The sequence below is a fragment of the Streptomyces sp. NPDC002838 genome (assembly GCF_040295365.1).
Taxonomy (GTDB): Bacteria; Actinomycetota; Actinomycetes; order Streptomycetales; family Streptomycetaceae; genus Streptomyces.
On record NZ_JBEOVF010000023.1, the window covers coordinates 89,513 to 104,316 of the forward strand.

Genomic DNA, 14,804 nt, shown 5'->3' on the forward strand with positions numbered 1-14,804 from the left:
CGCTCGAACCCACCGGGCGCGAGAAACGGACGGACGATGAACGACGCGGCATACGGCGCACAGCAGCCCTACGGCCCACAGCCCCCGCCCCCGTACACGCCCGCGCCCGCACCGCAGGGCTTCGGCCCACCGCCACCGCAGTACGCGTACGCGCCGCCACAGCCACAACCAGTGGCCACGGGACCGGAGTTTCTCGCGGTGGACCGCCACAACTCGATCGTCGTCGACCCGGCGGGCGTCACTTTCGAGGTCAACGGCTTCGACGCGGAATTCCCCTGGCCCGAGATCCGCAGCGTCCACTACAAGGCGAGCCCCTCGGGCAAGGCCCTCATGATGGCCGTAGTGCACCTCGACGGCAGGGTGTACGAGTGCGTCGTAGAGGCGAAACCGCGGGAGCGGCTGGGGGAGTGGTTCGGGCAACTGGCGGCGGTGCTGAGGCACTACCGGCCGATGGGATAGATCAGATCAGGTGATCCGCCTTGCCGGCCTTGATGTCGAGGATCACGGTCCGGAGGGCTTGGCGGGAGTGACAGCGCACGGTCCTCCATCCAGTCCAGTTGCGTCGAAATCCACCTGTGAGGAGGCGGGCACCGGCCTGGCAGCAGCGCCGCACCACAGGAGGGCTCACCATCGCGCCACCCCCCACGCCAACGCATAACTGAACCCATTGACAGCCCCATGCAGCGCCGCCGGCGCCAGAAGGCTCCCGGAGCGGCGCCGCAGTTCGCACAGGAACACCCCGGCGACGGCCGTGGCGGCGACCGCCGCGGTCACGCTCACCGCCACCCCCGCCGAGCCGCTCCCGAAGGCGGCCTCGGCGGCGGCGTTGGAGTGGGTGAGGCCGCGGGAGGGGAGTACGTGCCACAGGCCGAAGAGGAGGGACGACACGGCGGTGGCCCATCCATCGCCATACCGGCGCCGCAGCATGGCCCACAGCACACCCCGGAAGGCGGTCTCCTCCAGCAGCACCGTGCCGAACGGCACCCGTACCAGCACCCGCCCCATCAGTTCCGCCACCGACAGGTGGACGGCTCTGGCGTCCTGGAAGGCCTCCCGGCCGCCCGGGACGGCGAGGAGGAGCAGGAGGACAGCCAGGGCCAGGCCCGCCAGGACGGGCGCCCATCGCAGGCCTCGGCGTAGTCCTTCCGCGCCGAGGCCCAGGTCGTCCCGGGAGAGGCCGTCCCAGCGGGCGATCAGGAGCAGGACGGCCGTCGCCGCCAGGCTGGTGATCATGTACGCGACGGGGCCCCGTGCGAGCCAGTTGTTCAGCACGGTCGCGGCGGCCAGGACGGCGATGACAGAGATGATCCGCATGTTGCATACAGGATCACCTCTCCGGTCCGTTACGGCAGCCCGTGCACGTGTGGCCCCACCGTGTTGGACCACGCGTTGCCCGCGGCCGCGTCCCAGTTCGTCGACCAGGTCATCGCGCCCCGCAGGTCCGGATACGTCCTCGACGGCTTGAAGGAGCCGCACCCGGTCCCCCGAGCCAGGCAGTCCAGCGCACTGTTCACCACGGACGGAGCCACATACCCACTCCCCGCCCCGCGCGGCGAAGCCGGCACCCCCAAGCCCACCTGCGACGGGGACAACCCGCCCTCCAGCTGGACGCACGCCAGCGCCGTCAGGAAGTCCACGGATCCCTGCGCGTACACCTTGCCGTCGCAGCCCAGCATCGAACCGCTGTTGTAGTACTGCGTATTGACGACCGTGAGGATGTCCTTCACGTTCAGGGCGGTCCGGAAGTACGCGTTCGACGTCGACTGCATGTCGATCGTCTGCGGTGCCATCGTCAGCACCAGAGAAGGGCCCGCCTTCGCCGACAGCGCCCGCAGCGCCTGCGTCATGTACGTCGCGTTGAGGCCGTTCTCCAGGTCGATGTCGACGCCGTCGAAGCCGTACGTCCGCATCAGGGCGTACACGGAGTTGGCGAAGTTCGTTGCCGAGGTCGCGTCGTTCACCGACACCGTGCCCCGCTCGCCGCCGACCGAGACGATGACCTTCTTCCCGGCCGCCTGCTTCGCCTTCACGTCCGCCTTGAACTGGTCCACCGTGTAGCCGCCCAGGCCCGCCGAGTCCAGGTTGAACGTCACCGCGCCCGGCGTCGTCGTCGCGTCGGCGAAGGCCACCGCGATGATGTCGTACTGGGACTGGACGTCCGAGAGGCGCTGGACCGTCGCTCCGTTGTTGAAGTTCTGCCAGTAGCCCGTGACCGCGTGCTTCGGCAGCGCGCCCGTACCGCCGCCCGGCGTCGCCGTCGTCCTCCCCGTCACCGCCGCCGACTTCACCGACTCACCCGCCGCGTTGGTCGCCGTGACCTGGAAGGAGTACGACGTGGAGGCGGCGAGGCCCGTCACCGTCGCCGACGTGCCCGTTACCGCCGTGGCCTTCGTGCCGTCCCGGTAGACCTGGTAACCCGTCGCTCCCGACACCGTGTTCCACGCCAGCGACACCGACGAAGCCGTCGTGCCTGTGACCGTGACCCCGTTCGGCGCCCCCGGGATCGTCGGCGCCGGATCGCCGCCTCCGCCGCCGTCGGGGCCGTACACCGAGACGTCGTCCGCGTAGTACGCCGCCTGGCCGTACCAGCCGTGGGTGTAGATGGTCACCGAGGTCGTCGAGGAGCCCGTGGTGAAGGCCGTGGACAGCTGCTTCCAGGCGGACGTGTCCGGCGTCCACGTCGAGACGTCCGTCGTGCCCGTGCCTGTCGCGCCCAGGTACGCGTATCCGCCCCGCACCCACGCGCTCAGTGTGTACGTCGAGTTGGGGCGGACCGCCACCGTCTGGGCGCATCGGGCGTGGTCCTGCCCCGCGGGTGTCGCCCGGAGCGCGGCCGAGCCGCTGTGCGTCGGCGCGGCGACCGTCGTACCGCTGCCCGCCGAACAGGTCCAGTTGCTCAGGCCGGACTCGAAGCCGGCGTTCTTCGCGTTGTTGACGTCCGCGGCGGACGCCTGGCCCGCGACCGTCAGCCCAAGGGCGAGGGCCGCGGTGACAGCTCCCGCCATGAGCCGTGTCCGTCGTCTGCGTCTGGGCATGCCTGGTACGCGGTGCACTGAGGCCTCCGGTGGGGAGTGGGGTGAGAGACGAGGACGGTGGCCACCGCTGGACGTACGAGTCAGCAAGGAAACAAGTTGGTCCAGACCAATGCGTCTGTCAATAGGGCTCGTTCAACTCACCCTCGCCGTGGAAGTTGTCGTGGCAAGTGCGCCCCATCTGGCCCGGAATCACCCTCTTTTGTGCCCTCAAGACAAGCAGGAAGTCACAGAAACGCTGTTCTCCGGTCATAGGGCCGTGGATACAGTGCTCAGGTAGTCACGCAGTGAAGTCGACCGGGTGCGCCGGAGTCACGCCGACGGACCGACGGGCATGGGGATTCGGGGAGCTGCGCGTGCCAACTGCCATTGCCGTGACCGGCGCCGACATGGCGCTGCCGCCGCAGGACGAGCGAACCATGCCCGCGGCCGTCCTGCCGGACCTGGACCGCCAGTCCCTCGACCAGTCGCTGGCCGCCCTGCACTCGCTGATCGACCAGCACGGGCATGTGATCGTCGTGTACTCGGGCGCCGTCTCCCCGGGAGTGGAGCGGCGCCTGTACACCGTGAGGAACCTCCTCGAGAGCGACCGGATCGCCCTGTTCCGCCCGGATCTGCCACCCCTCGGGCTCGCTGTCCTGGCCCGCCAGTTGAGGCAGCTCGCCTCCTGCGACCTCAGTCCCGGCGTGCTCGCCTCCGCCGGCCGGCTGCTCACCCACTACCTGCACGCCGGGGCGCTCCTCGGCTCCGTCGCCAGACTCGACCGTGTCCCCGTGGGCCTGAAGTCGCACGCCAAGTCCTGGGTGCCGGGAAGTCAGTTCGGAGTGCTCGCCCATCCGCAGCCTCAGCTGGTACGGATCGGGCCCGGCGCCGCCCTCGCGGGGCCGGAGTTCGCCACCTCGATGCTCGTCGCCAAGGGGCAGATCCAGTCCGACTGGGTCACCGTCGACCTGGCCAAGGCCTGGAGCGTCCAGGGTCTGCGCGAGGCCCCGCTGCCGGCCGAGTCCTCGGCCTGGTGGGGGACCGGCAAGCTGATCGAGTTCTGCACCTTCCTGCCCGATCTGTCGGTGCTGTACCAACTGGTGACCTCGGTACGGCAGAGCGCGTGCCACTGGTGCGGCATCGAGGTCATCGGCGACCGCTGCGTCTTCTGCTCCGCCACGGCACCCGTATCACCGGCGTACGAGAACTCACGCGCCTACGAGAGCCCATCCTCGTACGGCAACTCATCCGCGTACGGCAGCTCGCGCGCGTTGGAGAGGTCACCCAGGTATCAGAACCAACTGCCCGCCGGGCCCGGATGAGCCGAACCGGCCGCCCCGTACCACCCCCGACCCCGCACGACCCAACCCCCCAATGAGGTTGCACGGTTCATGAACTCCCGTCAGCGCCGCGGCGTGATACTCCTGCTTCTGTCGGTCCTGTGCGCCCTCGGCGCGTTCGCCGGCGTGCTGTCCGTCATCAACGACGTGAAGTCCAAGGTCGGCCCCGAGGTCACGGCGTACCGGCTCAAGTCCGACGTGAAGCCCTACACCAGCCTCAACGCGGGCCAGTTCGAGAAGACCAGGATGCCGGAGCGCTGGCTGTCGGACACCGCGGTCACCGACCTCGCCGAGATCCGCGGCAAGATCGCCGTCACCACGCTGAAGGCGGGCTCCCTGCTGCAGAGCGACATGATCGTCGATCAGCCCGCTCTGCAGCCCGGGCAGCAGGAGGTCGCCATCATGATCGATGCGGCGACCGGCGTCGCAGGAAAGATCACGCCGGGTTCGACGGTCAACGTGTACGCCACCTTCGAGGGCCAGCGGGAGGGTGACCCCGCTCAGGCCAAGATCATCGTAACCAATGCCCGGGTCCTCGACGTCGGCGAGCTGACCGCTCTCAAGCCCGATGCGGACGACCGCACCCGGCAGGAGACCGACGCCGTCCCCATCACCTTCGCGCTCGCCACCATCGACGCCCAGCGCATCACCTACGCCGAGTCGTTCGCCGAGGAGGTCCGGCTCGCGCTCGTCGCGCCCGGCACCGACACCGCCGTACCGGAGCAGGACCGCACCTACGAACTCGCGAAGGACAAGTGAGGCCGCATGCCCACGAGGATCCTCCCGGCCGTCGGCGACGTGGACGCGGTCCGGTCCATCACGACGCTGCTCAGCCAGCTGCCGGACGCCGAGCCGGTGCCCCCGGTGGTCGACTCCACCCAGCTCATCGACACCCTCGCCCGCCTCGCCGCCGAGTCGATCGACGAACTGCCCGAGGTCGTCGTCGTCCACGAGCGCATCGGCCCCGTCCCGGCCCTGGAACTCATCCGAGAAGTCGCCCTCCGCTTCCCGGCCGTCGGCGTCATCCTCGTCACCTCCGACGCCAGCCCCGGCCTCTTCCAGGCCGCCATGGACTACGGCGCCCGAGGCCTGATCGCGCTGCCGCTCGGCTACGAGGAGCTGGCCAGCCGTGTCCAGGCGGTCGCCCAGTGGTCGGTGGGCGTACGGCGTCATCTGGGCGCCGGCGGCGATGTGTTCACCGGCGTCGGCGGCACCGTCGTCACGGTCAGCGGCTCCAAGGGAGGCGTGGGGGCGACGATGACGGCGATCCAGCTCGCCCTCGCCGCCCAGGCGTCCGGGCGCAGCACCGCCCTGCTGGACATGGACCTCCAGACCGGCGACATCGCCTCCTACCTGGACGTCCAGTTCCGTCGGTCGGTCGTCGACCTGGCCGCCATCACGGACATCTCGCCGCGCGTCCTCGCCGACGCCGTCTTCCGTCACGACACGGGCGTGGCACTGCTGCTCGCCCCCGGCGACGGCGAACGCGGCGAGGAGGTCACCGACCGCGCCGCCCGCCAGATCGTCAGCGCCCTGCGCTCCCGCTACGAGGTCGTCGTCGTCGACTGCGGCGCCCAGCTGAGCGGCGCGGGCGCGGCGGCCGTGGAGATGGCCGACACGGCGTTGCTGGTCACGACCCCGGACGTGGTCGCGGTCCGGGGAGCCAAGCGGACGGTCCGGATGTGGGACCGGCTGCAGATCCGCAAGGCCGAGGAGACGACCGTCGTCGTCAACCGGCATACCCGCGGTACGGAGATCCAGCCCCCGCTGATCCAGAAGATCACCGGTACGGCGATCGCGGGCACGGCGATCCCCGCCAACTTCAAGGAACTGCAAGGCGCGGTGGACGCGGGCCGTGTGCACGAGCTCGACAGCAGGAGCACGGTGAAACAGGCCCTGTGGGGGCTCGCCGGTGAGCTGGGGCTGGTCAAGGTGTCCGAGGGCGCCCACCGGGGCGGCGGCCGGTTCCGGGGCGACCGGGGGGCGGTCGGCTTCCGACGCCGTAGAGAGCTCGGGGGGTAGGGATGCGGGCATCATCCTTCGGTCGACGGGACCGCCGGCGGGTCGGTCGGCGGGTCGGTCGGCGGGACGACGGCCAGGTCACCATCGAGTTCCTCGGCATGACCCCGCTGATCATCCTGACGCTGGTGCTGATGTGGCAGTTCGTGCTGCTGGGATACACGTTCACGCTCGCGGGGAATGCTGCCGACGAGGCGGTGCGGGCGGGAACGGCGGCGGAGCCGGGGGCGCGGCAGGGCGCGTGTCAGGAGGCGGGACTGGACAAGCTGCCGGACGCGTGGACCGGCGAGGTGGAGTGCAACACGGCCGACGGCTATGTCACGGCCGACGTCCGTCTCGAAGTCCCCGTGCTCTTCCCCGGCTCGATCGGCTTCCCGTTCGAGGTCGACGGCCACGCGGGCGCCGTAGAGGAGGCGAAGGACTGAGATGTCGTACGACGGGAAGGGGCGAGCCCGCCGCACCGGCCGCGACCGCGGTCAGGTCGCCCTCGAGTACCTCGGGTTCCTCCCGATCCTGGTCCTCGTCGCGATGGCCGGCGTACAGATCGGGCTCATCGCCTACACCGCCCAGCAGGCCGGTACGGCGGCCAGGGCCGGGGCGCGGGCCGCCTCGCTCGAACCCGGTGCCGCCCAGGAGGGGTGCCAGAACGCGGTCAGCGGCTGGCTGGCCGACGGGACCGAGTGCGCGGAGGCGCCCGGCGCCGACGAGGTCACCGTCACCGCCACCGTCGACATCCCGTCGATCGTCCCCGGCTGGGACTTCGACCCCGCCACCAAGACCGCCACCATGCCGCTCGACGCGACCACGGACTGACGCAGGAACGAGGAGCACCCCACCATGAGCCTGCGAGCACGCATCAACACGCCCGAGGAGAACGGCAGCCGGGGCGAGGACGGCCATCTGGTCGGCTCCTACCGGGCCAAGCTCCTGGAGGAGATCGACCTCGCGGAGATGAGTTCGCTGGCGGCGGCCGAGCGCAGGGCGCGGCTGGAGCGGGTGCTCGGGCACATCATCAGCCGTGAGGGTCCGGTCCTGTCGACGGTGGAGCGCTCCCAGCTGATCCGCAGGGTGGTCGACGAGGCGCTCGGCCTCGGCATCCTGGAGCCGCTGCTCGAAGACGCGTCGATCACGGAGATCATGGTGAACGGCCCGGACGCGATCTTCGTCGAACGCGGCGGCCGCGTCGAGCAGTTGCCGCTCCGCTTCCCCTCCCACGACCAGCTGATGCAGACGATCGAGCGGATCGTGTCGACGGTCAACCGCCGGGTGGACGAGTCGAACCCGATGGTCGACGCCCGCCTCCCCTCCGGCGAACGCGTCAACGTCATCATCCCGCCCCTGTCGTTGACCGGAGCCATCCTCACCATCCGCCGCTTCCCCCGCTCCTTCACCCTCCAGGAACTGGTCGGCTTCGGCTCCCTCGACGAGCACATGCTGTATCTGCTGGCGGGCCTGGTGCGGGCGAGGTTCAACATCATCGTCTCGGGCGCCACGGGCACCGGAAAGACGACCCTCCTGAACGCGCTCTCCGGGCTCATCCCCGACACCGACCGCATCATCACCATCGAGGACTCGGCCGAACTCCAGCTCCAGCAGCGCCACGTGGTCCGGCTGGAGTCGCGGCCCCCGAACGTCGAGGGCAAGGGCCGGGTCACCATCCGCGACCTGGTCCGCAACTCGCTGCGCATGCGCCCCGACCGCATCGTGGTCGGTGAGGTCCGCGGCGGCGAGTCGCTGGACATGCTCCAGGCGATGTCGACGGGCCACGACGGCTCACTGGCCACCGTGCACGCCAACAACGCCGAGGACGCGCTGATGCGGCTGAAGACCCTCGCGTCCATGTCCGACGTCGAGATCCCCTTCGAGGCGCTGCACGACCAGATCAACAGCGCCGTCGATGTCATCATCCAGCTCACCCGCTTCGCCGACGGCGCCCGCCGCATCACGGAGATCGCCCTGCTCGACAGCCACGGCAACGAGCCGTACCGGCTGGCCACGGTCGCCCGATTCGACGCCCAGCCGATGTCCGCCGACGGCCGTATCTACGGCGCCTTCCAGCACTTCCCCCTCCCGCGCCGCACCGCCGACCGCCTCTACATGGCGGGCCAGCCCACGCCCCAGGCCTTCGGCGTGGCCCACTCCGCCGACCAGCTAGCCACCCGAGAAGCCAGGTAGGACCGCCCCCATGGAACTCGAGACCCTCGTCACGCTCACCACCGGCATCACGCTGCTGACCTGCGTACTGGCCGTGGTGGGCGTGCACACGTACGCCAAGGGCAAGGCCCAGCGGGCGGCACTGGTCGACCGCCTGACCTCCGCCGGCCAGATACCGGTCACCGGCCGCCGGCGCCACTTCCGCAACCTGGACCGCCGGCTGCGCCGTACGAACCTAGGCCGGAAGCTGGAACTCCGCTTGGCGGCGACCGGCCTGGACATCACCCCCGGCGAGTTCTTCGCCGCGATGCTCGCCGTGGTCGCGGGCCTGTGGCTGATCGGCCAGGCGACCCTGGCCCCCTTCTTCGGCCCGCTCGCCGGGCTGCTGGGGATCTGGGCGGCGGTCCAGTTCCTCAACTGGCAGCGGCAGCAGCGCATCGAGAAGTTCATCAACCAACTCCCCGAACTCTCCCGCATCCTGGCCAACGCCACCCACGCGGGCCTGGCACTACGTACGGCGATCGGGATGGCGGCAGAGGAACTGGAGGCACCGGCGGGCGAGGAACTCGCCAAGGTGGCCAACCAGTTGGCGGTGGGCGCGACGATGGACGACGCGCTGGGGGAGATGGCGGACCGACTCCCGTCCCGGGAGCTGGTCGTCCTGGTCACCACCTTGATCCTGTCCAACAAGGCGGGCGGCCAGGTGGTGAGCGCGCTCCGCAACCTGACGGAGACGCTGGAGGAGCGCAAGGAGACGAGGCGCGAGGTCCGCACCCAGCTGTCCCAGGTCAGCATGACGTCGTACGCGGTGCCGGTGCTGGGCGTGGGCTCACTGTTCCTGATGAACGGCGTGAAGGACGGCGCGCTGGACCGTATGACGGGCTCACCGGTGGGCCAGGGGGCGGTCATCGTCGCGTTCGCGCTGTATGCGGTGGGCTTCGTCCTGATTCGCCGCCTGTCGCGGATCGACGTATGAGCGGCGATCGGTCATCGGCAACTGGCTATCGGCTATCGGCTGAGGAGGGATGACGAGCCATGGCACTCCTGCTGGCACTGCTGATGGGCCTCGGCGTCTGGGGCATCTTCGCGGGCATCCGCATGTACCGGGCGGAAGCGAAGCTGCCCGGTGACCTGGCGGTGGCCCTGGAGGTCGGCGCCACCCGCACTGGCGCGGTGGACTCCCTGATCGACCGCCTGGGCATGCGTTACGCCCCCGCGGTCCTACGGCTGATGGGCCCCAAGCAGGTCGCGAAGTACCGCCGCAAGATCGACCTCGCGGGCAACCCGGGAGGCCTGACCATCGACCGCTACGCGGCCCGCAGGGCGGTCTACGGCTTCCTGGGCGGCGTGGGCTTCCTGGTGTTCCTGCTGCGGGGCGACGTACTGGTGGCCCTGTTGCTGCTGGCCTTCGGCGCGTTCTGGACGGAGGTGGGCATCTGGTCGGCGATCCGGATCAGGAAGGACGTGATCGAGCGGACGCTTCCGGACTTCCTGGACGTCCTGGCGGTGGTGGTGAGCGCGGGACTGGGCTTCCGGCAGGCGCTGGACCGCGTCGCCTCGAAGTACGAGGGCCCGTGGGCGGACGAACTCCGCATCACGCTCCGCCAGATGGACCTCGGCATGAGCCGCCGCCAGGCGTTCGCGGAGCTGCGTCGTCGCAACGACTCCGAGCAGGTGGCGATGTTCGTGACGGCGTTGCAGCAGGGGGAGGAGCTGGGCGCGCCGATCGTCGACACGCTGGTGTCCTTGGCGAAGGACATGCGTCGTACTGACGCGCAGAACGCCCGCCGGAAGGCCGCGCGGGCGGTGCCCAAGGCCACGATGATGATCACGACGTTCATGGTTCCGGCGACGATGATCCTGTTGGGGGCGGGGTTGATCTTGGGGTCGGGGACGGACTTTGGGTCGATTACGGGGGAGTAGGGCCAGTGCCATGTTGACGGTGAAGCGACGCGCGGCCGCCGATGGCGATCAGGCCCCACCGGTGCCACCCGCACTCGACGACGAAAGCAGTACGGGTGGTGCGGGCGTGAACCCGCACCCGGCCGAAGGCCGGGTGCCCCCCAACGCACCCGCCCCCGCCATCCCAGTCCAGGTGAACGCCCTCCAAGCCATGTGCCGCCAGGTATTCGGCTTCCGCCTGGCCATGATCGCCCTGGCCGCCCCCGCCGCCCTCCTCAACGCCACCCCCGGCGTCGGCGCCCGCCTGGTCGGCGCAGCCGTAGTCCTCACCTTCATGACCTCGTACGCCCTCTTCAGGGACTGGGAACGCTTCGGCCCCCTCCTCCTCCGCCACCCCACCCTCCTCGCCCTGGACACCCTCTTCGGCTCCCTGCTCCTGATCTCCGCAGGCCCGGACAGCACCCTCGCCTACGTCAGCGTCTGCACCCCCCTCCTGGCCGGCATCGCCTACAGCTGGCGAGGCGCGGCAGTCTTCGCCTCCCTCCAGTCCCTGATCCTTCTCCTGGTCCACACGACTCTGGACAACGGCTGGACCAGCCCGGCCGAGGCACTGCTCCTCCCCGGCTTCTGCGTCATCACCGGCGCGGTCGGCTCCACCCTGCGCAACCTGATGCTCCGCTTCGGCGCGGCCACGCAGGCCCTTACGACCGTCAAGGCCCGCCTGGCCGTCACGGAGGCGGTCAGCGCCGAACGGGCCCGCCTGGCCCGGGAGATGCACGACTCGGTGGCGAAGACACTCCACGGCGTGGCCCTGGCGGCCGACGGCCTGGCGAACTCGGCGGGCGCACGCGTCAATGACCCCGCCCTCATCAAGCAGCAGGCAGAACTGGTCGCCCGCTCGGCCCGCAGAGCGGCAGCGGAATCCCGGGAACTCCTGGCGGACCTGCGCCGAGAGTCGGACCCGGCCCACTCCACGGACGTACTGTCCGAACTGGCGGCCCGCACCCAGGACTTCACGATCCGCACCGCACTCCCGGCCACCTACACGCCCACCGGCGACCGGCCGACCCCCCGTGTCCCACCGGCCGTGGCCCGCCAACTCCTCACCATCGCCGCGGAAGCCATGGAGAACGCCCACCGGCACGCATCCGCGACCCACGTCGACGTACGCGCGGGAGTCCACGGCGACCTGCTGCGCATCAGCGTGCACGACGACGGCCGCGGCATGCCCGCTGACACCACCCTCGGACACCTCCGCAGGGCGGGCCACTTCGGCCTGGTCGGCATGGTCGAGCGGGCGGCGTCGATCGGAGCCCGCATCGACATCGGCCAAGGGGCCCACGCGAAGGGCACGGAAGTCCGCGTGGAGCTCCCCTTGGCAGCCCTGAAACAAGAAAACCCCTGACCCTACTCCCCCAAAGAGGAGGCCAAAGATGCCCCGCACCCCCCTACGGGTCGTCGTGGCGGACGACAACCCGGTGGTACGGGCAGGCCTCACCGCCCTGCTCACCGGCCGCGAGGACATCACGGTCGTAGCGGAGGCGGCCGACGGCCGAGAGGCCTGCGAGGCGGCCCACCGCCACCGCCCCGACGTGGTCCTCCTGGACGTCCGCATGCCCGGCATGGACGGCATCTCGGCACTTCCGCACCTGGTGGGGGTCGCCCCGGTGATGATGCTGACGTACAGCCGGGAGGCGGAGACCGTCCGGGAGGCGCTGCGGCGGGGGGCGTGCGGTTATCTGGTCCACGGTGAGTTCACGGTGAACCAACTGGTCACCGCCGTACGGACGGCGGCCGCCGCGCAGACGGATGCGACTGCATACGAAGATATGGAAGCCATCATTCCGCAGATGAACCGGGAACTACCCTCGCCACCAGGGCATTTCACCTTGCGAGGCGACCCTTTACCCCTCACTTCCCGCAAAGGGCTTTCGCAACTGCAACTAGATATGGGACAGTCATCGAGGTTGCGGTTCCGGCTGAGTACCAGGGAGGCGGAGATCATGGACCTCATCGCATCGGGCATGAACAACCAGCAGATCGCCGCCACCTGCTTCATCAGCGAGAAGACGGTCAAGAACCACATCAACCGCATCTTCGCCAAGCTCCACAGCACGAGCCGCTCCGAGGCGGCGGCGAAGTGGCTGGGTACGGCGCCGGGTTCGCTCCGGGGACTGGGGTGAGCTGTGGGAAACCGGAATTGGGCCCAGGGACCCTCTGCCGGACGGGGTGTTTCGCCATACGCTGGGCCGATCGCTCGCCGGTCGGCCGTCATCGGAGGGGAACACCATGAGCAACTGGATCAACACCACCGTCGCGTACCTTCGGACTCGCGTCGCCCGCAACGACGAGGGGCAGACTGCGGTGGAGTACCTGGGGATCATCGCGGTGGTGGTGGCGATCGTGTTGGCTATCACGGGGACGGATATCGGGCAGACGATCTACGACGCGATCGTCGACAAGGTCGACGAGGTCGTCGGCGCCTGACGCGGCCAAGTAGGTACAGCGACGCAGGGCAGGCTTTCCCCATCTACATCACGGTGGTGGCAGGCCTGCTCTTTCTCGCGTTCGCCTACCTGGCTGTCGGCCAGGCCGCAGCGAATCGGAACGGTGCCCAGACTGCAGCCGACGCGGCTGCACTCGCGGCGGCCCTGGACACCCGGGACCAACTCGCGGGCAAGTGGGTGGAGGACGTACTCGACCCGACGAAGTGGCAGGCCATCTTCGACGGCAACGGAGTGGCGTACGACGGCTGCGGGCGCGCAGACCAACTGGCCGCGCAGAACGACGCCGGCGTGAACGACTGCTGGTCACCGAAGCTTCTGGAGTACGCGGTCGAGGTACAGACCAACAAGACCGTCGGAGACTCGATCGTTCCCGGTACGGAGGACAAGAAGTCCACGGCATCCGCCACCGCCGTGATCGAGCCGCTCTGCGAGCTTCCCGGCGAGGATGCCGGGGACGACGTACTGCCGCAGCTCACGTGCAGGGACAAGAACTGGGAGCTGGACCCCGACGACCTCATCGATCTTCCGGATCCCGAGGACCTCTTCGACGTCCATCTGGTCGACTGACAAGCGAACGACGATTGACGAAGGAAGCAGAGTGATGAGCATTCGGTTCACGACGAAGGCCCGCAGGGGGATGGTCGCGTTGACTGTCGCGGCCGGACTGGCCGTCGGTGTGGCCGGCTGCGGCGGAGGCGGCGACGACAAGAAGCCCCAGGCGTCGGCATCCGCATCCAAGGAAGACGGGTCCAACGCCAGTGCTCAAGAGGGGACCGATGAGCCCTTGGCCGAACTCAGGGGCGAAGACGGTCTGATTCTTCAGATCACCTCTGCACAGAGGGACTCTGGGGGATTCGTCACCGTGAGCGGTGAGCTGAAGAACGACGGCGATGAGGCGACCCGAATTTCGGTACGGACAGCGGGCGACGAGACCGAGATCATCAGGCATGGCTCGTCGCTGGGCGGAGCAACCCTCGTGGACTCTGCGACCAAGAAGCGCTACTACGTACTGCGTGACACGGACGGTCGTCCGCTGACGACGACAGGTATGCCGAGGATCGACGCGGGTGCGTCCATCCCGGTGTTCATGCAGTTTCCCGCGCCGCCGACTAGTACCGCTGAAGTCGCTTTCCAACTGCCGACGTTCGCTTCTGCCGCGATCAAGATCTCTGGGTGAGGTCCGCCATGACTCACACCTTGCCCCGATCGACGCCTCCACGCCTCGCCCTCACCGCGACCCTCGCCACGATCCTCATCCTCGGCACAACGCCGGCCCAAGCCGACGACAACCCCAGCGTCCCCCCAGGCACCGAACCCACCGCCACCGCCCCCGTAAACGTCGACGCCAACGACCCCGACCTGAAGCTCCCCGAAGGCGCCACCCTCGCCGAGGCCAAGGTCCTCGACATCAAGCTGGTCGTCGAAGACCAGAGCGGCGACGAACGCCGGGAAGACACCAACGCGGACGTGAAGTTCGCCCTCCAGGCCGAGGTGCTGTTCGGCAAGGACAGCGCGAAGCTGAGCGCGGAGGCCAGGGCCCGTATCTCCACGATCGCCGAGGAGATCAAGACCCAGAACTCCACGAAGATCCGCGTCTTCGGCTTCACGGACAACCTCGGCTCCTCCGCCCACGGCGACGTCCTGTCCAGGCAACGCGCCAACGCCGTACAGGCAGTCCTGGACCAGGAGCTGAACGACCCGAACGTCACCTTCGAGGTACGCGGCTACGGCGAGCAGTACCCGATCTCGTCCAACGCGACGGAGGAGGGCCGCAAGAAGAACCGACGGGTCGAGGTGTCGTTCCCGCGGACGGAGAGCTGACCGCATCGCAGCCAGCGGTGTCGGTCGACGAGATACGCTGGGCGTAT

The 14,804-nt window shown here is 69.3% G+C and carries 17 protein-coding genes; 15 read left to right on the top strand and 2 right to left on the bottom strand.

Translation table 11 applies throughout. The features are described 5' to 3' along the window. The first annotated feature begins 36 nt into the window (after positions 1-36). Complete coding sequence (locus ABT063_RS27275; RefSeq protein ID WP_351061539.1) at positions 37-459, top strand: hypothetical protein; 423 nt, start codon at positions 37-39, stop codon at positions 457-459. A gap of 165 nt (positions 460-624) precedes the next feature. Here the strand turns inward: ABT063_RS27275 and ABT063_RS27280 are convergent, their stop codons facing one another. Both ABT063_RS27280 and ABT063_RS27285 read right to left on the bottom strand, forming a co-directional pair. Beyond that, positions 625-1,314 carry a CPBP family intramembrane glutamic endopeptidase gene (locus tag ABT063_RS27280; RefSeq protein WP_351061542.1) on the bottom strand — a complete coding sequence of 230 codons (690 nt, stop codon included), beginning with the start codon at positions 1,312-1,314 and terminating at the stop codon, positions 625-627. Positions 1,315-1,343: 29 nt separating this feature from the next. Next, entirely contained in the window at positions 1,344-3,035 is a 1,692-nt protein-coding gene (locus ABT063_RS27285) for a chitinase (protein WP_351061545.1), read from the bottom strand. A 386-nt stretch (positions 3,036-3,421) separates the two neighbouring features. Here ABT063_RS27285 and ABT063_RS27290 point away from each other — a divergent pair, with 386 nt between their 5' ends. From ABT063_RS27290 to ABT063_RS27355, 14 genes are all read left to right on the top strand, one after another. Then, positions 3,422-4,336, top strand: coding sequence for a hypothetical protein (locus ABT063_RS27290; RefSeq protein WP_351061731.1), 915 nt, complete (start codon positions 3,422-3,424; stop codon positions 4,334-4,336). Positions 4,337-4,405: 69 nt separating this feature from the next. Next, on the top strand, positions 4,406-5,113 hold the full coding sequence (cpaB, locus tag ABT063_RS27295) for a Flp pilus assembly protein CpaB (RefSeq protein WP_351061548.1): 708 nt from the start codon (positions 4,406-4,408) through the stop codon (positions 5,111-5,113). A gap of 6 nt (positions 5,114-5,119) precedes the next feature. After that, positions 5,120-6,376 (top strand): CpaE/TadZ family protein, encoded by a 1,257-nt coding sequence (locus ABT063_RS27300; RefSeq protein ID WP_351061551.1) that lies wholly within the window; start codon positions 5,120-5,122, stop codon positions 6,374-6,376. A 2-nt stretch (positions 6,377-6,378) separates the two neighbouring features. Continuing rightward, complete coding sequence (locus ABT063_RS27305) at positions 6,379-6,798, top strand: TadE/TadG family type IV pilus assembly protein (RefSeq protein WP_351061554.1); 420 nt, start codon at positions 6,379-6,381, stop codon at positions 6,796-6,798. A gap of 1 nt (position 6,799) precedes the next feature. Further along, a complete protein-coding gene (locus tag ABT063_RS27310; protein ID WP_351061557.1) occupies positions 6,800-7,186 on the top strand; it encodes a TadE/TadG family type IV pilus assembly protein in 387 nt (128 codons plus the stop codon). Between the two features lie 24 nt (positions 7,187-7,210). After that, entirely contained in the window at positions 7,211-8,548 is a 1,338-nt protein-coding gene (locus tag ABT063_RS27315) for a TadA family conjugal transfer-associated ATPase (RefSeq protein ID WP_351061560.1), read from the top strand. 10 nt (positions 8,549-8,558) lie between these two features. Beyond that, positions 8,559-9,503 (top strand): type II secretion system F family protein, encoded by a 945-nt coding sequence (locus tag ABT063_RS27320; RefSeq protein WP_351061563.1) that lies wholly within the window; start codon positions 8,559-8,561, stop codon positions 9,501-9,503. 59 nt (positions 9,504-9,562) lie between these two features. After that, complete coding sequence (locus ABT063_RS27325) at positions 9,563-10,450, top strand: DUF5936 domain-containing protein (RefSeq protein ID WP_095753831.1); 888 nt, start codon at positions 9,563-9,565, stop codon at positions 10,448-10,450. A gap of 10 nt (positions 10,451-10,460) precedes the next feature. Continuing rightward, positions 10,461-11,834, top strand: coding sequence for a sensor histidine kinase (locus ABT063_RS27330; protein WP_351061566.1), 1,374 nt, complete (start codon positions 10,461-10,463; stop codon positions 11,832-11,834). Positions 11,835-11,862: 28 nt separating this feature from the next. Then, the gene (locus ABT063_RS27335) at positions 11,863-12,612 is read left to right on the top strand and encodes a response regulator (protein WP_351061569.1); all 750 of its coding nucleotides are present in this window, start codon (positions 11,863-11,865) and stop codon (positions 12,610-12,612) included. 106 nt (positions 12,613-12,718) lie between these two features. Further along, complete coding sequence (locus tag ABT063_RS27340; RefSeq protein ID WP_351061572.1) at positions 12,719-12,916, top strand: Flp family type IVb pilin; 198 nt, start codon at positions 12,719-12,721, stop codon at positions 12,914-12,916. After that, entirely contained in the window at positions 12,913-13,503 is a 591-nt protein-coding gene (locus ABT063_RS27345) for a pilus assembly protein TadG-related protein (protein ID WP_351061734.1), read from the top strand. The genes ABT063_RS27340 and ABT063_RS27345 overlap by 4 nt, the downstream gene beginning before the upstream one ends. A gap of 34 nt (positions 13,504-13,537) precedes the next feature. Then, on the top strand, positions 13,538-14,113 hold the full coding sequence (locus ABT063_RS27350; protein WP_351061575.1) for a hypothetical protein: 576 nt from the start codon (positions 13,538-13,540) through the stop codon (positions 14,111-14,113). A gap of 8 nt (positions 14,114-14,121) precedes the next feature. Beyond that, a complete protein-coding gene (locus ABT063_RS27355; protein WP_351061578.1) occupies positions 14,122-14,757 on the top strand; it encodes an OmpA family protein in 636 nt (211 codons plus the stop codon). The last annotated feature ends 47 nt before the right edge of the window (positions 14,758-14,804 follow it).